Origin of the sequence: Nostoc piscinale CENA21, assembly GCF_001298445.1 — a bacterium.
GTDB lineage: Bacteria > Cyanobacteriota > Cyanobacteriia > Cyanobacteriales > Nostocaceae > Nostoc_B > Nostoc_B piscinale_A.
Window position 1 is genome coordinate 1,664,939 of record NZ_CP012036.1, and the last position, 20,817, is coordinate 1,685,755.

The following is a 20,817-nucleotide window of genomic DNA, read 5'->3' on the forward strand; positions in this document are numbered from 1 at the left end:
AAGTTTGAATTTCCTATTGGAGTGAGTGCTTGTTAGCACTACTGACTGATAATGGAGGGCGCGATCGCACAACCGTTCCATCATGGCTAAAAAATTTTCTACCCACCCTATCCGACTGCACAATCCATTTTTTTAGGAAAAGAGAATATTTAATCAGCTTCAGTAAAGAAAGATTTAGATAAATCGGTTTCATAGATAATTTACTGACAAGGGAAAAGCAATTTATTTGGGTTGCTCTAGCGTCGCAAATAAGACCTATGTTTATATTTCCCTGGCTACAAAGCCTAATTACTATTTTGAGCAAAACTTCAAATCTACACTATGCTGATTAAACTTTTAAGTGACTTTAGACACATACTAAGTAGATTATCAGTCATGACCAAACATGGCTGAGAAAACAGCTAAACTAAATCTGAAAAACGCTAGAATGTCCTTGTTTTCTACTTGTAGTGCAATCTCATCCATTTCAATGGATGGGTAATCACCCAGCTTAAACAGTGTTAATATCAAGCTATATAACAAACTTTATTTTTTAAAGGTTAATTTACTTTCGAGTTAAGTAAAATTCCTGATTTCGACCTGAATAGTTCGTGAGTAGCACAAAATAATAGATAAACTTTTAAATAATCTTTATATACCGACTAGAATGTATTAAGACACACTTACAGAAAAATTTTTTTAAATAATATTGTTACCGCTAAAATTTTTAATAAAAATAAATTTAAATTAACTCAATTACAGCTATGCCAGACTCTTTAATGTATCAACAAGATAACTTTGTGGTGTTAGAAACCAACCAACCAGAACAATTTCTCACAGCATCAGAGTTATTTGAAAAGCTGAAAACAGTTTTACAAACAATCAATTCTCAAGATTTACCACCAGATTTACAAAATATTGAATCTTTGGAAGCTAGAGTTCAATATCTCATCGATACTAGTTGTGAGTTGGATGTTGGCAAGGGTCAATATTTGCAGTGGTATGCAGTTCGGCTAGAAAAGTGATTGTTGGTCAGTAGCAATAGTTATTGGTCATTAATTTGATGGTGTCTGAGATATTCCAAGATGCTAGGCTCGTTTTGTCTTTCAGCAATATCTTGAGCTGTTACACCATCATAGGTTTTAGTCTGACAACTTGCACCAGCTTCTATCAATAACATTATTGCTTCTATGTCTTGATTGAAGACTGCGTGCATTAAAGCTGTATGGGAATTTTCGTCTTGACGTTCTGTATCTGCACCATTTTCAAGCAAATATCTGACTAAATCATACTGTCTAGATAAAACAGCATTAATCAGTGGAATACTATCATTGACCCCATTAACATCAGCTCCAGCTTTGGTTAAGGTAACAGAAACTGTATGATTTGCCTTTGCGGTAGTCCTTGTCAGTGCCAAAGTTAAATAATAACTACTTTTAGGAAAAGAAACTTGGTGTAAAATATCGAGTGCTGTACGAGAGTCATCTTGGTTTATAGCACGGATCAAATCTTTCCCTAGACCAGACGTGTCTAAAATATCTTTGTCCATAATCATCAATCTAGGCGATCGCACAGTCAATAGCTAATAATTAATATTTATTGCTATTGACCATTGACCATTGACTATTGACTAGTAACTAACGCTAACTCAATTTTATCTGCATCGGGCTGAGTAATTTTAATTACTACTCCTGGGCCAAAGTAACTGGTCATTTTTTCTTGTTTTTCTTGCCAAGCATGAACGGGTATATCAGGAGAATCAAATTCTAAAATTAAGGTGTAAGCACCATTAGTTTCCTCTTCTCTTAAACCTGTAACAGTTGGTCTTTCTTCATCGCTGGGACTGAGACCTAAGTAAGAGAGTGCTGCATCCAAGTGAGCATCTTGACCATAACAATACCGAGTGATGTCTTTGCGGATTTTATTTTGCGTGACAGTTGCTTGCTGCTGACGCAGAGATAATACAGATGGTGTGGTGACTTGGCTGAAGGGTATTGGTTTAAGTTCATTGGCTTTGAGTGCTAGTCCCCCTAACAACAAAGGAAAACCATAAAAAAAACCCACAAGATTTAATGTGGCATTATTAGCAGCATAGGCGATGAAACCGACAAGGGTTAAGATGCCACCAACGGTTAAACCTAGAGTTCCCAAAGAGATTTGGCGTAACATGAGCAGAAGATAATATTTATTAAGACATTAGTTTTATTATCATCGGCTATGTGTCACAGATGATGAGAAACTCACAACTTTCGGCTAGTTGATCAAGCTTTGCCTGATTTTGCGTTAACTTTAAACTGGACTGTAATTAATCAAAGGCAGATAAAAAATGGATTTACAAACTATAAAAGAACGAATTGCGGCAGTTCAAAGCAAACGCGACTATCTTTTAAGTCTTTTAGAACAGCCAAATTTAGGAACTTTGAGAGTTGATGTCAATCAAGCTTTAGAAGAACTAGATGACTTACTTGATGAATATAAACGTACTATCCCAGAAACGGGAAATAATTAATTTGTACTAAAAATTGCGTCGGTATCTCTGATAGGATCAGATTGATGCCGACGCTCTTCAATAACAAAACATTACTAGCTCTCCAGCAATGAGCCAAGCCTAAGTCAATATGGCATTAAGGGACTAACTAACAAAGATATAGTATCACTGTGTAGGTAGGGAACAGGTAGCAGGGGGTAGGGGAAAAAGAACAATACCCTCTCTTGAAAACTTGGATAATTTATTTTCTGCAAGTACCTAAATTTCGTTGCAAAATTTATCGCATAACTTCACTGTCTCCTCTACGTTTGCCTAATTGTTTGACTAAAGCGATGAGTTCAGAAGTTGAGACATCTTTCTTACAAAAATCATCGAAGTTAGCCATTCCTGTGGCACGAGGAGAGTTTGCCTCTTCTACTGAAGAGTAAGCAAGTATTTGAGTATGGGGAGAAATGGCTTTAATTTGACTAGAAGCACTCCAACCATCCATGATGGGCATTTGTAAATCTAAAACAATCACATCAGGCTGGCAGCCTTGAACCATTTCAATCGCTTCTTGACCATTACTCGCTAACCCAACAACTTGAATATTCTCTTGACAAGAAAAAGCCAATTGTAGGGTTAGACGAGTTAATTCATGGTCATCAACCACAAGAACGCGTAATACAGAAGACTCACAGGAGAGCATTAACATTCAAGGGGAAAAAATTAGTGACAACAATGTTTATAGTTTATGAGAGCTAGTCCCAATAATTACTCTATCTTATGGTTGATAACTCCTGTTTTATCAACCAATTCACATAGAGAAAATATGGAAAAATTAAAGTTTGCTAAAAAAATCAAATTTTTACTAGTTATCAGTGTACGAAAGACTCTTTTGAGAATCTAGTAAATTGGGTGTTCCGCCTGTAGAACGTAGTGCCATATTCATCAAAGTTATTTGTGAATTTGTTTCGGGACAATCATCTCCGGGATGGCGTTGGATATAAGTACCATCAGCTTGTAATTCCCAAGCTTGGCGGTTATCAGCCAGCATAATTCCTAAAATTTCTTGCAAATCTTTAGCAATATCTTGATCTTTGATTGGTGTAATTACTTCCACTCGCCGATCTAGGTTGCGGCGCATCCAGTCAGCACTACCAATATAGATTTCTTCTTGACCATTGTTGTAGAAATAATAGATGCGAGAATGTTCTAAAAAGCGACCGACAATGCTGATTATCCGAATGTTTTCACTGATGTCCTTGATTCCTGGACGTAAACAGCAAATGCCCCTAATAATCAAATCCATTTGCACACCAGCGCGGGAAGCTTCGTATAAAGTGGCGATGATTTGTGGGTCAACAAGGGAGTTCATTTTGGCAACAATGCGCCCAGAAAAGCCATTTTTGACATTTTCGATTTCGCGCTGAATTAAAGACAAAAAGCGATCGCGCATATTTACAGGCGCAACCAACAATTCTCGATAGGATTTTTGTCGGGAATAACCAGTTAAAAAATTAAACAAATCTGTAATATCAGCACCCAATTCTTCACGACAACTAAACAATCCTAAATCGGTATATAGTCTTGCAGTTTTAGGGTTGTAATTTCCTGTGCCGATATGCACATAACGACGCATTCTATCTTTTTCGCGCCGCACTACCATCACGGTTTTGCAATGAGTTTTTAAGCCAACTAAACCATAGACAACATGTACTCCCACCCGTTCTAAACGTCTTGCCCAGTAAATATTATTTTCTTCATCAAATCGGGCTTTTAACTCTACTAAGACTGATACTTGTTTGCCATTTTCAGCCGCCGCAATTAAAGCGTTAACGATTGGCGAATCACCGGAAGTCCGGTAAAGGGTCATTTTGATGGCTAGTACATTCGGGTCATGGGCTGCATGGGTGATAAACCGCACCACTGTTGCTGAAAAAGATTGATAAGGATGGTGGACAAAAAGATCCTTTTCCCTAATCACCGAAAAAAAAATCTTTGCCTTCTTCCATTTCCAAGATATCTTCGCCTACATTCGGTTCGCGCAACCTTTGCAGGCGAGAAGGAACGACAGATTGACGGGGAGGATCTTTCAGTTCTGGCAAAGGCAAAGCCAGAAAATACATCAAATCTCGTAAACCCAATAAACCGTCGACCTCATAAACATCGCTGTCGGTTAAATCTAAATCTTGTAATAACCTTGTTCTGATTGGTTCTGGGGTTTGGGATTGAATTTCGATTCTGACGGGACTACCACCAATACGACGTTTGCGTAGTTCTTGTTCAATGGCTAACAACAAATCATCGGCTTCATCTTCTTCCAGGGTTAAGTCAGCATCACGGGTAATGCGGAAGGGGTGATATTCTTGGATATTCATCCCTGGAAATAGAGTATGTAAATTATGGGCGATCGCTTGTTCTAATGGTACACCTGTCCAGTTGGCTGCATGGCCATTTTCTTGAATACCCAACTCTGGCGGTAAAGGCAAAAATCTGGGTAACACATTTGGGACTTTGACTCTGGCGAAAAATTCTTCCTCGGTATCTGGGTTTTTGACCACCACTGCCAAATTTAAACTGAGATTGGAAATGTAGGGGAAAGGATGGCTAGGGTCAACAGCCAAAGGAGTCAACACAGGAAAGATTTGTTCTTCAAAATAATTATCTAAATAAGTCCGTTGTTTTTGGTTTAAATTAATGTAGTCCAGGATATGAATACCGTGGTTGGCTAGTAGCGGACGCAAAACTTCTTCAAAATGCTGATGCTGTTTGACTACTTGGGGGCTAAGGTGCAACCGAATATCATCTAACTGTTGTTGCGGGGTACGGCCATCGGGTGTTAACTGAGTTACCTTTGCTTCTACCTGTTGCTTTAAAGCAGCAATCCGCACCATGAAGAATTCATCTAAATTAGAACTGAAGATAGCTAAAAACTTCAGTCTTTCTAAAAGTGGTGTGCGTGAGTCAAAGGCTTCATGCAATACTCTGTTATTAAATTCCAGCCAGCTTAACTCTCGGTTGATATAGTATTGTTGATCATTGAGATTGATGGGATTGGCAATCTTTTTAGATTTCGGCATGACGATCTGCGGGTAGCCAGAAGTAGCCCACAAGGCTGAAGAACAATAAACATATTAGTGGAAATTTGTAATTGCCGAGAAGTTGCTTTTTTACAAAACAGGACTTACGCACAAAGATTTTGTGTTGAGACTGGGTGTGGGGGTTAAAGAGTTTGGAATAAGTACACCCTTACACCTTTCCTACAACCTTTGGTTTTCGTATTACTGCGTAAGTCCTACAAAAATCAAACAATTGTGGATGGGAAATTTGGGATTTTGAATTAATTTGCTAGTGAAACACAAAAAACTTTACTTTTCTTTAGTTTCCTTTGCGGCTGTAGAAATTGGTAATTGCAGATTTTGGTCGTAGACGAACTCGTTGTGAATAGTGACATCGCGTTTGGGGAAAGTCTCACTATTGGCGATCGCCTCTTGGGGTGGAATTCGCAATGTATACTTACCAACAGGCACACCATCTACACGATACAACCCAAATTCGTCCGTCATCGCTGCTAGAACTTCTGTACCATCAAGATTGACTAGTTCTACGCGGACATCAGGCATAGGTTGACCTGCAACATCAGTAATTCTGCCGGCTAAACCATATTCTAATCTGGCAGTAAAATCTACATTTGTTACACCTGCCATTCCGACCTCAGCCACGCGACTGGTTTTTTGTACGGTGAGTTCTACAGGTAATTGTTCTGGGTCAACTTCGACACGATAAACACCTTCTGGTAAACCGCCAACAAAGAAGTTACCGCTAGAGTCTGTTTTTGCACCACCAACAGGTTTGTTGTGGTTATTGATGACTCTGACACTAGCGCCTTGTAAATCGTAACCTTGATTTTCACCTGAGACAGCAATGCGGCCAGCGATCGCACCACGTTCCTTACCAAGAGAGCTAAAATTACTAGGAACAGCTCTACCGCCAGCAAATGATAAGTCTGAAACTAATGATACTGTCAGGCGATCGTCATTAAATCCGCCAAAAGCATTTCTTCTCCCTGCAAAGGGAATACCTTGATATTCAACCCTGGCAAACAATCCCGGTAGTACTTGCATACTAGCACCAACAATCGGGCCAAAATTCCCCTCACGGTAAGCCAGCCCCATTCTCCAACTCAGTTGTCTGATGCTTGGAGGATTATAGTTCAACGTTGCTGTATAGCGAGTAGCATAATTACCGCCAAAATCAGTACCTAAAGAAACTTGATAGTTGCGATTAAAGTCATAACTTAAACCAGTAGTGTATCTATCACCAAAAGTATTAAAAGATAGCCTTGCCGCACGATTTACTTGATAATAAGCATTGAATAAATACTGCCCAGTAATATCAGGTCTACCGCTTAAAGATAAACTACCAAAAGGTCGTAAAGAGAAAGTAGGCGATATATATTCATTTGTATCACTACCGCTTTTACGACTACGTGCTAGAAACCCTAACTGAAAATTATTATTAAATCGATAACTTACTTCTGCACTATGGTTAAAGAACTCACCAGAATTTCTCCCATTACGATATCCATTAGGATAAGACTGGGAATTAGCAGTAATATCTAACTTTCCTAATTGAATATCTAAATCGGTATTATAGGCTAACTTACCAAAAGAATTACCCACACTAGCAGATAAAACTACAGGATTAGCTACTCGCCAAACTAATCCAGCTTGGCTTTGAATTGTATCAGGTATCGCCTGTACAGAACCTTCAAAAGTTAAATTATTAGAAATACCTTGACGAATTTGATAAAATCCAGCAAATTGACCAGCATCCGTACCACTGTTATTATCAAACAAAGAATTTTGTACTAAATTTCCAGTTAAACCCACCCCAGCTAATTGAACATTACCACCTGCTGGTAGTAATAAATCAGAAGCATTGATTCTTACAGAACGGATTTCACTAGGAACATTGAGATTATTCCGGTCAAAAACTAAAATTTCAATTTGATTATTTTGCCCAACAGGTAAATTAACATCAACAAATTCGTATCTACCATCAAACCCAACCTGCTGCTGTGCTACAACAACTCCAGAAACTCTCAGTTGTACAAAACTAGCGGGTGGAACTACACCTTGGAAAGTTTGTAAAGGTCTAGAACGTCTGGGTAATAACTCATTCGCACTGTTAGTTTGATTAAAGCGATTTGTTGGTATATTAGTATAACCAAATTGCGCTCCAGTCAAATTTAGACTATTGACTAGGGGGTTAATACCAATTTGTTGCCGACCGACTTGATAAAGAAAGCCTCCATTTCGTTTATAGTAAAAATATTCCGATACATCAGGAGAGTTTTCAAAATTATTATTGACCCGTACACGCCATAAACCCCCTGCTAATCTGCCACCCAGTAATGTAGAACTACGTAAGCTAAAATCTCCAGCATTATTAACAATATTTAACTCTTGCCTGAAATTGGAAAAACCATTGAGTGGTGCAAATACATCTGGTTGTAAGTTAACTGCTTGGCTTGTATATGCTGTACCATCACCACGCCAAGGTAAGTCAATAATTAAAGCCAAATCCAAAGAATTAAATTCAATATTTGTCGATAGTTTTTCTCGAACAAAGGCATCACTAATATAGTTGACACCTTTAAAATTTTGAATATCACTCTCTGCAAGATTAATTGTGCCTAGAGGTGTATTTAAATATGTATTATTATCTTTGGTTTCTACTGTAAAACCAGCAAGTTTAGCAAAGTCATCCAAAGGTAGAAGCAAGGTGTTTCCTTGGCGGATAACATCTAAGCTTCCTACTTCTCTCCTATTAATAATTACACCCAGCAATAAATTCTCTAAATTTGAGCTTGCTGTTTGAGTAAAAGTAATACGTGAATTGTCGTCTATATTTAAGATATTCTTACTAACATCTACTCCTTGTTTTGGCGGCTGTACTTCAGCAGGTTTAGTGTTTGGTTGTGGAGTTGATTCTGTGGCTGAACTTGGTGTAGGAGTAGTGTTAGTAGCTGTTTTTTGTGGAACCTGTGGATGAGCCGGTTGTTTTGTTAAAAATGCTGATAAATCTTCCGATTTTTTTTGATGTCTGGCTGGTAGTTGGAATTTCAGCAGGTACATTGGCAACTTTAGATTGAACTGATGAATTAGCTGGTTGTTTTGTTAAAAAAGCAGTTAAGTCATGAGAGTTTATCGAAGTTTCGCTAGTTACTGCGGTAGATTCTGTTGTTGTAACATCAGGAAACTGCGATTGAAATGTTTGTTTAGCTAAAAAAGTACCAAAATTATCAACATTTGTATCAGTTTCGTTGGTAGCTACTTCGGAGAGTGCTGTAACTGTTTGTGATCTTTGTTTATGAACAAAAGTTTCTAAGTCTTCTGGTGCTTTAGCTGCAATTGTCGCTGATGCAGAGGCTGTTATATTTTGGCGCTGTTGGGGTTGTTTAGTTAAAGAACCAGTTAATTCTTCTGGTGTCTTGGCTACATCAGCATTATTGGCAACTTCAACTTTAGTATTTTGTGGTTGTGGTGGTTGTTTTAATTTTGTTGAGTCATTATTAGCAACCTTGACAGGTGCTGTAGTTCTTCGGCGTTGAACTGATGTTTTTGGTTTGGTTTTGTTATTAGAAGTTGCTGTAGCGACTTGAGTAGGCGCTTTGACTTTGCGTTGAACAGAAGTTGGTGTAGGTTTTTTTGTGGTTGATGCTGAGTTCTCAGGTGTTGTTGTAGCGACTTGAGTTGGTGCTTTGACTTTGCGTTGAACAGAAGCTTGTGTAGGTTTTTTGGTGGTTAATGCTGAGTTTTCAGGAGTTGTTGTAGCGACTTGAGTCGGTGCTTTGACTTTCTGCTGAACAGATGCTTGTGCTGGTTTTTTTTGTTGTTGACTCTGTTGAACTATCAGGTGTTATCGTTGCAACTTGAGTCGGTGCTTTGACTTGCTGTTGAACAGATGCTTGTGCTGGTTTTTCTGTAGACAAAGCCACCAAGTTACTTGGCTTTTTTGCAGTTTCGCTGGTAGTAGTAACTTTAGAAGGTGTTTTGACTGGTTTGCATTTAACTAATTGCTTAGTTAATAAATCTGGAGACTCTTCTGATATTGTTGAACTTGCACTAATTGAAGCTGTTTGTGCAGATGTTGTTGCTGTTGTGCATTTATCAAGTTCTTGGGTTGATGTGTCCGATACTTCGGGAATGCCGCTTGTAAACGAAATATCAGACAGTATTGTACCTTTCGTACTACGTTGAACTGGTACTTCACCAGAATTACTTTCAGCAGATGACTCTTCTTCCTCTACGCCATTGGTAGAAAATTCTGCTTCTGGTGTAGTTTCTGGCGGAAGTGGAGTAGCTACTGTATGTCGCGCAGTTTTATAGGCTGGGTTTGCACTATTTTTATCTGGCGCTGTAATAGGAGTATCTTGCGCGGGTAGAGTAGTAACTTCTGCTGGCGGTAAAGGTGGTGAAGCTTGGTAGATCATACTTGTATACAAATGCTGGTATGACAGCCTAAAAAATTTCTAGGCTGGAAGTTGATTGCAGAGACAGACAAGGTAACTAATTTAAGAAACTAGAGAATTTTGGTTAGGTAACTGGCAAAATCTAAATAACGTGAGGAGAGATAAGAAGATTACCAGAAGTGAGAATAATCAATTCTTAAACAGTTTATTATTTACTTCTGGCTGTAACTGTAAAAGGAATACCCTTATCAATTGCACTGCCATTTAAATCACCATTCACATCTAAAACATATTGCCCAGGAGGCAGTTTTTTGGTGATATTTAGTATTAATTGACGGCGAGTACCTGGCAGCACAGGTGTGGAAGGTAAACTTCCTGCATCCACTACACCATCTGGCTTCTTACTTTTTTCTGCTTGCAAGTTAGCTATTTGCTTAGTAGCACTTGCACCAGGATATTTATTAGCAGACCAAACAGCATATTGACCATTCATTCGCACATAAGCATTACCTTGGCTAGAAATGTCAAATGCAGCTTTTAAATTATTAGATTTACTATCAACCGAAATTGAGTTGAGAACACCTACTTTTTTGATACTGCCAACATAAGCATAGACAGCAACACCAAAACGTCCCAAAACTCTAACTCCAGACCTGGGTTTTTTGTCTTGGTTAGAATTGACTTCTTCGACAAAGATTAAAGCGCGGTGTTCTCCAGCTTGGGGTTTGACACGAGGGCGAACTGAAAAACGCACGGTTTGGGTTTTGCCAGGGGGAAGAGTAAAACTAACAGGGTTGACAGTAATCCAGTTGTCTAAAGATTGCTCGCTTGATTTTACAGGTTGAATTTCATTTTTTTCATCAAGAATCCAATCTTGAATATAAATTCTAAATGTTGCAGGTTTACTATCAACATTGACGACACGAAAAACCTGAGTCTTAGGTTTTTTATCATCGATTTTTAATTCAAATCTTGGTGGACTAACCCCTATGGAGATTGCAGAAGTATGGGGGCAATTTAAGGCTAATGTGCTTAGTGTAAATAGCGCAGTAGCTCCAATTTTATAAATGTTGTTAACTACTTTTTGCTGCTGATTCATTGGTTAATTGAGTGAAGATTTAAATCCCGGTAAGAGTTATGGTTAATATGCCTGAATAAATACCAGGAGTTTTGATATCTGTAAAGTCTAACTTAAAGATGGCTCCTCCCTCTAAAACTCTTTTGGCAGAATTAGGATTTATAGTTGGTTTAATCTCATCTACAGAAACTTTAATTTGTTCACTAAGATCGCCTTTACTCAGACTATTCGCAGTTCCCTGATCTGAATTCACGTGATAGTCAACCGATATTTGATTTTCATCTTGATTTGCATCAAGTTCTAGTCGCCAGAGTTTTTCAACTGTACGTTCCACTTTTGTATTCAGTGAAGCAGGGGGTAATGATGGACTAATTGATGATTTTTCTATTCTGCCATCATTGACTTGATTAGAACCTGCTGAAAAAATCTCATTGACTTCAATTTTATCTAGAGTCAGGGTGGTACCTAAACCTAATTGCCCAAAACTCTTGGGGTGAGAAAACAAAAATACAGACAAAAATGTGCTGAAAAATAGTAGTCGCTTCATCAAATGCTTACCCAAACTAATTCAAAAAATGACCTTGAGATATTAAGTTCCGGGAAGAGAAATTAACTTAATATAGTAATTTGACTCTCAGCCAGAACTTGTGATTATTATCTTTTGTTTAGAGACAACTCAAGGTCAAAATATATGATGTCTAAATACCCGTAGCCGTAATGGTCAAAGGTTGATTTGGATTAGAGTAAGTACCAGCTGATGAAGCGTTTGCAAAGTTAAATGTAAATGCGATAGATCCTTCAATAGGATCTGCACTTGTATTAAGCCCTGGTGCTGTCGCAGTTCCACCAAGTGCGTTGATTGTCACACCTACATTAGCGGCGGAGGTAGTATCACCATCAAGATAAAGCGTTCCAGTATTGCCACCGTTAATTTCAACAGAGTGCTGAATCTGACCACCAGTACCACTACTAGTACCCCAAATTCGATAAACTAAAATATTTCCTGTTGTGATATCTCCTGTAGTGGGGGTTAAATCACCGCTAGGATCAGGAAGTGGAGTAATGGTGCCGTCAGAAGAAAAGAATCCAACAGTATCATTTACAGGTGCGGCTGATCCCAAATACTCTTCGCTAGTAGGACGAAAAGTCAGGCTTTCGTAAGTTTGGATGTAAATAACTTCTGGAACTTCGACTTGGAGTTTTACCTCAACATCAAGGGCTCTAACAGGTGCAGAGAATAAAGTGTTGGCAAGAGAAGCTGCACCGAGAGTAAATGCTGCTAACAAGAAATTCTTTTTCATGGGGGCTAAATAATTACTCTTTAGAAAAAGATGACAAAATCAATGTAGCCGTTGTAGCAAAAATAGCACCTCAGAGAATTTACCAAAGTCTACGCATTTTACATATATTTCCCTTGTTGATAATTCTCTATAAAGCTACTGTAAAACCATAATTTTTCTATGCTAATTTCTTCTTAAGTATATTGATATAAACTAAGTTAATATTTTTCTGTCTACAGTGAAAATACTATTATTGTGCTAGGTAAAATATGCTTTTATCAAGCAGTTCGTAAGTTAAATTTAGGATGCAGGTGTGAATTTTTTACTAAATTAACTTATAAGTTGATAAATTTAGAATCAAGATATCTGGCTTTGATTGAACTAGGACTGATGCAGTAAGACGAAAAATTAAGGGTTTGGGTTAGGGTGAAGGGTATAGAGGTGTAAGACCTTGTAATCTACTATATTCTTAGCTATTAGTGATTGTTATCAATAAATCTACTTAAGTAGATTTGGGTTGCAAGTATGTTTCAAGCTACTCGTCGTCGGTTGGCTATTTGGTACACTGCGGTAACTGCTGTGTTGTTATTGCTGTTTGCTAGTGGTGTGTACTTATATGTCCGTAGTACGTTGGTTGAGCGAATTGACGATACGTTAAATCATGTGGTGGAAATTGTAGAGCGATCGCTTGTCATTGAGCCAGTAAATCACGAAACTGATACACTCCGCATTAATATAGAAGCCAGCTTTCGCAACAATGCCAATAACGTCGATGATGACCACATTGACTTGGAATGGTTTAGTCCTACAGGGAAATTACTTTGGTCAACTTTCTCAGAACCTTTAAATATTCCTATTCATGGTAATCATACTGGCGAAACAGTCCGCATCCCCAAACCAGACCAGTGGGGAGACTCGGAACTATCTTTGCGTCAAGTCACCCAGCGCGTAGAATTTGGCCGACAAGTATTAGGATATCTGCGTGTAAGTCATCCTTGGTTTGAAGTTACTAAACCCAGTCGCCAGCTAATTTTAGATTTAGCATTGGGAATTTGGTTAATGTTACTGTCTGTGGCTGCAAGTGGCTGGTTTCTGTCGGGGAAAGCAATGGAACCAGTCGGTGATTCTTATCAAAGGCTGAAGCAATTCACAGCTGATGCTTCCCATGAATTGAGAAGTCCTATTACTTTGATTCAAACTAATGTGCAAGTCGCTTTAAGTGAATTAGAATTAGTGGAAACAGAGGTGAGTAGTTCTACTAACTATCGTCAACAGTTAAAGGTAGTGGAACGATTGACGCAACGATTAGGTAAGTTGGTAAATGATTTATTATTTTTAGCACGACAAGATAGCGGTATCAGTAAAGATAAATTTTCACCTTGTCCTTTGGATGCTTTACTGATGGAAGTGATTGAAGAACAGCAACTTCTCGCCTGTGAAAAAGGCATTGCTTTAAATTTAAACTTAGTTGATCCTCTAGTGGCGGAAACGAATCCCGAATTACTAGAAAATTGGTTCACTCTCTTAGGTGATTGGGATCAACTAGTCAGACTATTGACAAATTTGATTAGTAATGCTTTACGGTATACCCCAGCGGGTGGTAAGGTAAATGTCGAGTTGGCACGCCAAGAAGGAATCAGTCGTGTATCAAGGATGCGTGCCAGCACGGCTCAGTTACAAATTAAAGTGAGTGATACTGGCGTTGGTATTCCTACAGAAGCATTACCCAGATTGTTTGACCGTTTTTATCGGGTAGATCCTGCACGTACTCATAAAAAAAAGTGAAAGCACAGCTACAGACAGTGCTACAGGTTCAGGATTAGGACTAGCGATCGCTCAAGCTATTGTCGAACATCACCAAGGTCAAATTCAAGTGGAAAGTAGTCTTGGTAAAGGTACAACTTTCACCGTCACTCTACCCGTAACTCTAGAGTCTTAAATTTTTGTTTATTGTTTTGTTTCCTGTGACAGATGAATAGATTTGGCATTACTTACTAACTTAGATAGTAAAGCTTGCATTTTTTTAAATCATAAATGTGAGAAATCACAGTTTACTGTTTACTCTGATGAGTATTCGATAAACTGCTGATTTGTTTTGCTTAAATGCAGCTAAAAAATAGGTTATTGGAGGAGATAAGATGCCAACTCCCATTGCAGAAAAAAAACTTTACCTTTTTTAGAAAAGGTAAAACAAAATAGTGGTTTAGCTGACCTTTACGATGCTAGAGATATTACAGAAGTAGTATTTCGAGTTATGCGTGACTTGATGACTACAGAAGCTGCTGACCGAGTTGAAGGTGAGCTACATAAACCAGCCGAAGAAACTGAAGATAAATCTCTGCAACTGGAAATTGCCGAACTGTGGCATGATACCAATCCGATTGTAAGCTTTTTAAGTCGGGTACGTCCACCCTGGCAAGGCCCTGGCATCTTTAAAATTGATAGCGATCGTTTCTTATTCCGCGTCGCCAATGAAGGTACCATGCCACCAAATGTAGACCGCGAACAAGTTGTAAAAGCCGTTTTTTCTGCTACGAAGGATGAACTTTCCTCAGAGAGAATTGAGGAAATTGCTAGTTGGCTTCCAGGTAGAGTTCGTCAACTTTGGGAAGAAGCTTAGATTCTCAATCTAGCTAAATAAAACATCTGAACTATGAATGGTCATTAGTTATTTGTTCTGGATAAACACAAATTTCTAATGACAAATAACAAAATTTTTTGACAGTTATTAATACCCAATTTGCTCAGGAGTAAAGGCTAAATATGAGTTCTCAAAAATTACGGAAATTTACTGGAATATTCAGTGCTGTTTGCGGTGGTTTATTGATTAGTGTACCTGTAATTTCACAAACAGCATTAGCTCAACAACCAACCTCTGTCAAACCACAACAATCTACTTCTAAGGTGAACCCTTGCCCTAGTATTTTTTATGAAGAACCACACAATAACCGAGTTGTAGTACCGCAAGGATGTCCACCGAATGCACTCACTCAACGATTAGCTAATCAAGGGCTTTTGCCTGCAAATGGCACCCCAACTACTTCTTCTACATATCAAACAGGATTAGGTGTAGGTGGGGAAACACCGCAAGCTGGTGGAACACTTAATCCTTGTCCGCGGATTTACTATGAGGAACCTTTCAACAGCCGAAATGTTGTACCTCAAGGTTGTCCACCTAACGCTTTCTCTCAAGGACAAGGAAACATTTCTAGTCAAGGTGTACCAGTAACTCCACAGACTTCTATAAGTGGAACAACTACGCCTCAAACTACATTGCCATCTCCAGGAGAAACATCAAATCAAGGCGTACCAGTTAATCCCCAGGTGTCTACCAGCGAAACTACCACCACTCAAACCCCTCCACCATCTCAACAACAAACACCTAGTGCAACGATCGCGTTGGCTAATGGTAAAGTTGATGTGAAATTAATTAACGATACTGGTGCTAAAGTGACTTACCAAGTTATTGGCGACACAGAAGCGCGATCTCTTGAAGGTAAGTCAAATGTAATGTTACAAGGTATCAGCGCCCCAGTTACAGTCACATTCCAACGTGAAGATGGTGGACTACTGTCAGTCACACCCCAAGCTTCTACTGAACAACCAGGAATGTTAGAAGTAACTTTAAATGAAGCTACTGACTTAAGCCAAGACACTAAGGCTATGCGAATTCAACAAAACGGTTCAGTATTCTTGAATTAGTTTTAGCTGGGAGTAGGGAGTGGTGAGTAAGGAATAGGGTGAGATAATTACTTGCGGGTATTGTAATTAAGAAAAGTTCTCGGTCTAGTATTTCCCACTCATGTACGGGCGGGTTAATGAGGTATCGGGTCTACTCACATATTTATTCACTAAACCTGCCCCTACCTCCCTCACTTTACAAATTAGTACCTTCGGTAGTTGATGACGGTAACAAAGGCTCAGGTTGTGGTAGTGGTTGAGGATTCAACAATTGCTGCCAATTTTTAATTTGTTCTTGTGCTGTACTGTAAGCACTCGTACCTCTAGGAACCAACTGAGCAGTTTCAATGGCTTTGCTGAGATTAGAACTACTCTGAGAGCGAGCTAAGTCTAGTAACTGTTGACTCCATTGATCAATACCTACATTTGCATCTAAGCGCAGGATATTACTGCTGGGGACTTTATTCGCTAACCGAATTGCTTCAACTAAGGCATCTGGTGTACCCACAGCAGCAACTTCTCTCGCTCGCTTCCAGTTATCTTTGGCGCGAATTTGGCTTCGCCAATCATCAATAGCCGCTTGGGCTTCACCAGAAAGCGCCCTTCCCGAAGATGCAATTGTCTGTGCGGCGTTAATTGCAGCGTTTAAATCTCCAGTTTGAGCTAAATCTCGTGCTTGGTCTAAGTATGGTTGGTCTTGGATGCGCTGTATTTTCGCAGTCCAACTGTTAATTCTTCTGCGTGCTTCTGGATATAATGCCCGACCTTTACGGATTTGGCTGGCTTCTGAGATCGCAGCTTGTAAAGAGTTGATATCCTCTAATAAGGCTATTTGTTCGGCACGTTCTAAGTAAGGACGGTCTTCAATGGTTTCCACTTGAGATTGCCAACGCCCGACTTCTTGCCTAGCTTCGGAAGCCCGCGGATTATTAGCAGGAATTTGTTGCGCTTCAATAATTGCTGCGGCTAAGTCATTAATTGTACCTTGGCTGGCTAATGTGCGTGCTTTTTCCAGGCGGGCGACATCTTCAATTTCCAATTGCCAACGCGCAATCAATTGTTGGGCTTTATTATAGTTGGCGCGGGAAGGATCAATTTCTTGTGCTTGGGCGATCGCTGTTTCTAAACTAGCAACTGTACCTAGCCAAGCACTTCGTTGGGCATCTGCTAAAGCAATAAAGTCTTCGACATCTGCTTGTAATTTAGTAATATCAGGAATTTGTCGCGCAATTTCTAAAGCTGCATCAGCATCTTTGGCATCCATCTTAGCTTGCGCCAATTCCAGCATTTTGCGTCCATATAAAGGAATCGACTCTTGGGCTTTATCATAAAAATAACTGTCTTTGCCAATCGATTCCGCAATTTTGATTGCTTCTAATAAGTTATCTACTACTTTTGTTTTGGCCAAACTATCAGCTTTATCTAACTTATCGCCATCTTCCCGCACCGACACAATCAAGCGGTTGATTTGGTCGTATTTAGTACTTGACCAATATTTATTATCTACACGCAGTAATTTTGCTGCCAACAATGAGGCTGATTGCCAGCGTCTTTGCTGTAATTCTGTTTCTACTGCTTGATAAATTTCGTCAGCTTTAGCCCAAATCGATTCCCACTTAGCAATTTTTTTCGTCTACTAACTTATATACAGGCAAGTCTTGGGGAATTTTCTGAGCTGTCGTAATTGCTTCTTGTAAATCTCCGGCTTGAAAACTTTGATCTGCTAACTGTAAAATATCCCGCGACCACTCTTCAATAAACCGATCAATTTCTCCCCGCAGTGGGTGATTTTCTGGTAACTGTTTAACTAAAGCGATCGCTTGTAATAAATCATTTACTGTCTGTTTAGAAGCCGCTAACTGAGCGCAGTGCAACCTTACCGAAGCACTAGCCAACGGCCAAAAAATCGACGGACAGTTAGGAGCCGCAGGCAACTTTAACAGCATTGCCGTTGCGATAAATCCAATGCTGCCAGGAATCAATGCTAACAATGTTGCCCATAACACCCAGCTTTTCATCCAGCGTGGCAAAGGTCTGGAACGTTTTCTAGGTGGACTGGCTTCGGCGACGTGATGATCTATAATCGGTAATCCTTCTGAATTATTTTCTGTTTGTTGTTTCACTGACTTAGAGGTAGAACCATTAGCTGGGATGCCAAATGCTTGCGTTTCACCGAAGTGTGGTGTTCGGTTAGTCTGATTTGGCTCTCTAGCTCTGGCTGGAGACCAATCTTCTGGAATATCCCGCTGTGTCATCTCTCACACCAAAAATTTATTAAATAGTGATTGGCTCTAGGTCAAACAATTTTGGATTTTGGATTTTAGATTTACCTTACCCACAAGAGGGATATAGTTTAACAATTTTATATATGTTCTGCCCTAACGTGGCGGGGCTTGAACCAAAAAAGCAATCTAAAATCCAAAATTCCAAACCCCAAATTGGCAGGGTCAACAATTTAGTTGTTGCCATAGTAACTTTCTCATTGTGAAAAAGCTACTGTTTTTCCGAACTTTCTCCTGGTATACCTTTAACCTTTGATAAAATCAGTGTTATTTTATACTTAATTTTTAAACAGAAGATTCTGCTTGTAAATCAACAATTAACTGCGCTAAGTGATCACTACTTGCTTGATAAACTCTGCCGCAAAAATCACAAGTAGCTTCAGCACCATTATCTTTCACAATCATGTCTTGTAATTCAGCTTCTCCTAAAATCTTAAGTGCGCTCAATACCCGATCAAAAGAGCAACTGCAATGAAAACGCAACATCTGAGTTTCGGGAAATATTGACAAACCCATATCTCCCAACAAATCAGTAAAAATTTCTGGTAGGGTTTTACCTGCTTGTAACAATGGGGTAAATCCTGATAAGGCAGCCACCCGTGATTCTAAAGTTTCTACTAATGCTTCATCTCTAGCTGCTTTTGGTAAAATTTGGACTAACAATCCTCCCGCCGCAGTTACTCCAGTCGCACCCACAAACACACCTAATACTAAAGCTGAAGGTGTTTGTTCTGAGTTTACTAGGTAATGCGCTACATCATCCCCAATTTCTCCAGATACTAGTTCTACCGTACTAGAGTAAGGATAACCATAACCAATATCGCGAACTACATAGAGGTAGCCACTACCGACTGCACCGCCAACATCAAGTTTACCTTTAGCATTAGGTGGCAGTTCCACAGATGGGTTGCTGACATAACCCCGTACTGTTCCATCCAAGCCCGCATCTACCAATATACCACCCAAAGGGCCATCGCCTTTCACCCGGATATTAATCCTAGAACCAGCACGCTTCATGCTAGAAGCCATTAATAAACCTGCTGCCATAGTCCGTCCTAGTGCGGCTGTTGCCACATAAGAAAGTTGATGGCGCTGCCGGGCCTCTTCTGTCAAGCGCGTAGTGATGACACCCACTGCACGAATCCCACCTTCGGCTGCTGTTGCGCGAATTAACTGATCCGCCATGAAAAAACCTTACATTTCTTAACAACTTCACTTTTTCTATTCTAAGTTCTCAGTTACCATCCAGGTGGGTGGATGCTCAGTGGCGATCGCATTTGCAATACTAGAAATACAATTCATTCCAGAATCTAGAAGTCAGGATTCAGAACTCAGAATTTTATGGCTTCTTACTTTTGAATACTTTTTTGTCGTCCTCACCTTTAACAATTCTCAAAAAATGCTAGGTAATTTTCAACAAAGCCAACTACGGATAGAAATCGCAGCCTCAGCCAGCGCCATTGGTGATAGCTTGCTACGTCCAGCACAATTAGAAAAATGGCTCTTAGGGCAACGTTTTAACCCCGGAATGCCCGAAGAAATTTATCAAGGATTCCAGTTTACAAGCTGGACTGGCCCTGTCTCCATTCATCATAAAGTGGATGTAGTTCAGTCCAATTGCCTGCGTTTGCTACTCAGTGGCGGTATTGATGGTTTTCACGAATGGTACTGGGGCGAAGGTTGGGTACAATCCCGCTTAGAAGGCATTTCGATGTTACCCATAAATTTAGGTCAAACCTTGAGTTTGTTAAGTTTGCGTCAGTTTTTAGCTCAGGAAAGGAAACAATAAATGATATCAAAGTTTATTTGGGTCAATTCCTTGCTGCTGTAATTTAGTTAATAAATTTTGCAATTGTTCTTCTGCGGTTTGGTATCGGTCGCCATTTTCGTCATACCAAAATAACCATTCTCGTGTTCTTCCTTGATAAATACCCTGTTCCCTTCCAATACCTAAACCAATTTCTGGCAACCAAACTTTATCACCTAGTTGCAAAATGTATTTACCTTCCACTAACCGATAAACTTCCAAACGTTGTCGCTTACGACGCAACCGTGTTGGTGCATAAATCACATAATATAAAATACCTAATTCGGCATAATCAATTTTTTTCTGTTCATATTCGCCGTTATAAGTTTGGGAAACAACTTCTAAAGCTAAAATTGGTGCAATACCTTCTTCTTCCCAAAAAACATAGCTGGAACGTCCATTTTCACCAACAAAACGTTCTACACCCAAACTTAAAAATCCATCAGGAACTATGGCAGGTTTAGTAGGTGCATAATAAATTGCCATATTAATCCCAAAAAACCAATCATCACGGCTTTGCCAGATATTAGCTAAGATAGCTAATAGTAAATTAGGAATTAAAATTTGTAGTTCGTTATCCACAGGGGTATCATCAGAATCTGGCAATTCTGCCGATGAAGGTAAACATTCTAATGGATCATAGTTATACATAATACCTTTGCAGTTGACAGTTCTAGCGTTTTCTATTCCTTTTCTTTGAGAAAGATTAGCGAAGAATTTTATGTTCACGCAAAGCTGCAAAGACGCAAAGAGAAAAAATATC

At 39.3% G+C, this 20,817-nt stretch carries 15 protein-coding genes and 3 pseudogenes; 6 read left to right on the forward strand and 12 right to left on the reverse strand.

The annotated features are described in order from the left end of the window. Positions 1–743 precede the first annotated feature (743 nt). Positions 744–1,004 (forward strand): CRR7 family NDH-1 assembly protein, encoded by a 261-nt coding sequence (locus ACX27_RS07345; protein ID WP_062290329.1) that lies wholly within the window; start codon positions 744–746, stop codon positions 1,002–1,004. Between the two features lie 20 nt (positions 1,005–1,024). On the opposite strand, the gene ACX27_RS07350 is transcribed toward ACX27_RS07345, so the two are convergent. After that, positions 1,025–1,552 (reverse strand): ankyrin repeat domain-containing protein, encoded by a 528-nt coding sequence (locus tag ACX27_RS07350; RefSeq protein ID WP_144427414.1) that lies wholly within the window; start codon positions 1,550–1,552, stop codon positions 1,025–1,027. 50 nt (positions 1,553–1,602) lie between these two features. Further along, positions 1,603–2,148, reverse strand: a complete 546-nt coding sequence (locus tag ACX27_RS07355; RefSeq protein ID WP_062290335.1) for a DUF2854 domain-containing protein — start codon at positions 2,146–2,148, stop codon at positions 1,603–1,605. Positions 2,149–2,305: 157 nt separating this feature from the next. Here ACX27_RS07355 and ACX27_RS07360 point away from each other — a divergent pair, with 157 nt between their 5' ends. After that, positions 2,306–2,488: a hypothetical protein gene (locus ACX27_RS07360; RefSeq protein WP_062290338.1), complete on the forward strand. Its 183-nt coding sequence runs from the start codon at positions 2,306–2,308 to the stop codon at positions 2,486–2,488. 256 nt (positions 2,489–2,744) lie between these two features. Here the strand turns inward: ACX27_RS07360 and ACX27_RS07365 are convergent, their stop codons facing one another. From ACX27_RS07365 to ACX27_RS07395, 7 genes and pseudogenes are all read right to left on the reverse strand, one after another. Beyond that, complete coding sequence (locus tag ACX27_RS07365; protein ID WP_062290340.1) at positions 2,745–3,161, reverse strand: response regulator; 417 nt, start codon at positions 3,159–3,161, stop codon at positions 2,745–2,747. Between the two features lie 156 nt (positions 3,162–3,317). Beyond that, positions 3,318–5,529, reverse strand: a pseudogene (ppk1, locus tag ACX27_RS07370) (polyphosphate kinase 1). A 288-nt stretch (positions 5,530–5,817) separates the two neighbouring features. Further along, a complete protein-coding gene (locus ACX27_RS07375; protein ID WP_062290343.1) occupies positions 5,818–8,589 on the reverse strand; it encodes a carboxypeptidase regulatory-like domain-containing protein in 2,772 nt (923 codons plus the stop codon). A 683-nt stretch (positions 8,590–9,272) separates the two neighbouring features. Further along, positions 9,273–9,947, reverse strand: coding sequence for a hypothetical protein (locus ACX27_RS07380; RefSeq protein WP_062290346.1), 675 nt, complete (start codon positions 9,945–9,947; stop codon positions 9,273–9,275). Between the two features lie 187 nt (positions 9,948–10,134). Beyond that, entirely contained in the window at positions 10,135–11,025 is an 891-nt protein-coding gene (locus ACX27_RS07385; RefSeq protein ID WP_062290349.1) for a fimbrial biogenesis chaperone, read from the reverse strand. Between the two features lie 19 nt (positions 11,026–11,044). Next, the gene (locus ACX27_RS07390) at positions 11,045–11,551 is read right to left on the reverse strand and encodes a hypothetical protein (protein ID WP_062290353.1); all 507 of its coding nucleotides are present in this window, start codon (positions 11,549–11,551) and stop codon (positions 11,045–11,047) included. Positions 11,552–11,702: 151 nt separating this feature from the next. Next, positions 11,703–12,305, reverse strand: coding sequence for a hypothetical protein (locus ACX27_RS07395; RefSeq protein WP_062290356.1), 603 nt, complete (start codon positions 12,303–12,305; stop codon positions 11,703–11,705). A gap of 504 nt (positions 12,306–12,809) precedes the next feature. Here ACX27_RS07395 and ACX27_RS07400 point away from each other — a divergent pair. The 3 genes and pseudogenes from ACX27_RS07400 (at position 12,810) to ACX27_RS07410 (ending at position 15,986) form a co-directional block, all read left to right on the forward strand. Then, positions 12,810–14,223, forward strand: a pseudogene (locus tag ACX27_RS07400) (sensor histidine kinase). Between the two features lie 291 nt (positions 14,224–14,514). Continuing rightward, complete coding sequence (locus ACX27_RS07405; protein WP_062290360.1) at positions 14,515–14,904, forward strand: DUF2267 domain-containing protein; 390 nt, start codon at positions 14,515–14,517, stop codon at positions 14,902–14,904. A gap of 143 nt (positions 14,905–15,047) precedes the next feature. Further along, positions 15,048–15,986, forward strand: a complete 939-nt coding sequence (locus ACX27_RS07410) for a hypothetical protein (protein WP_062290363.1) — start codon at positions 15,048–15,050, stop codon at positions 15,984–15,986. A gap of 175 nt (positions 15,987–16,161) precedes the next feature. Here the strand turns inward: ACX27_RS07410 and ACX27_RS07415 are convergent. Continuing rightward, positions 16,162–18,220 (reverse strand): annotated as a pseudogene (locus ACX27_RS07415) (chromosome segregation ATPase). Between the two features lie 312 nt (positions 18,221–18,532). Next, positions 18,533–19,432 (reverse strand): Hsp33 family molecular chaperone HslO, encoded by a 900-nt coding sequence (gene hslO, locus ACX27_RS07425; RefSeq protein WP_062290368.1) that lies wholly within the window; start codon positions 19,430–19,432, stop codon positions 18,533–18,535. Between the two features lie 214 nt (positions 19,433–19,646). Here hslO and ACX27_RS07430 point away from each other — a divergent pair, with 214 nt between their 5' ends. Next, positions 19,647–20,036 carry a hypothetical protein gene (locus ACX27_RS07430; RefSeq protein ID WP_062298204.1) on the forward strand — a complete coding sequence of 130 codons (390 nt, stop codon included), beginning with the start codon at positions 19,647–19,649 and terminating at the stop codon, positions 20,034–20,036. Positions 20,037–20,042: 6 nt separating this feature from the next. Here ACX27_RS07430 and ACX27_RS07435 read toward each other — a convergent pair whose 3' ends face one another. Continuing rightward, positions 20,043–20,705, reverse strand: a complete 663-nt coding sequence (locus tag ACX27_RS07435; RefSeq protein WP_062290370.1) for a Uma2 family endonuclease — start codon at positions 20,703–20,705, stop codon at positions 20,043–20,045. Positions 20,706–20,817 lie beyond the last annotated feature (112 nt).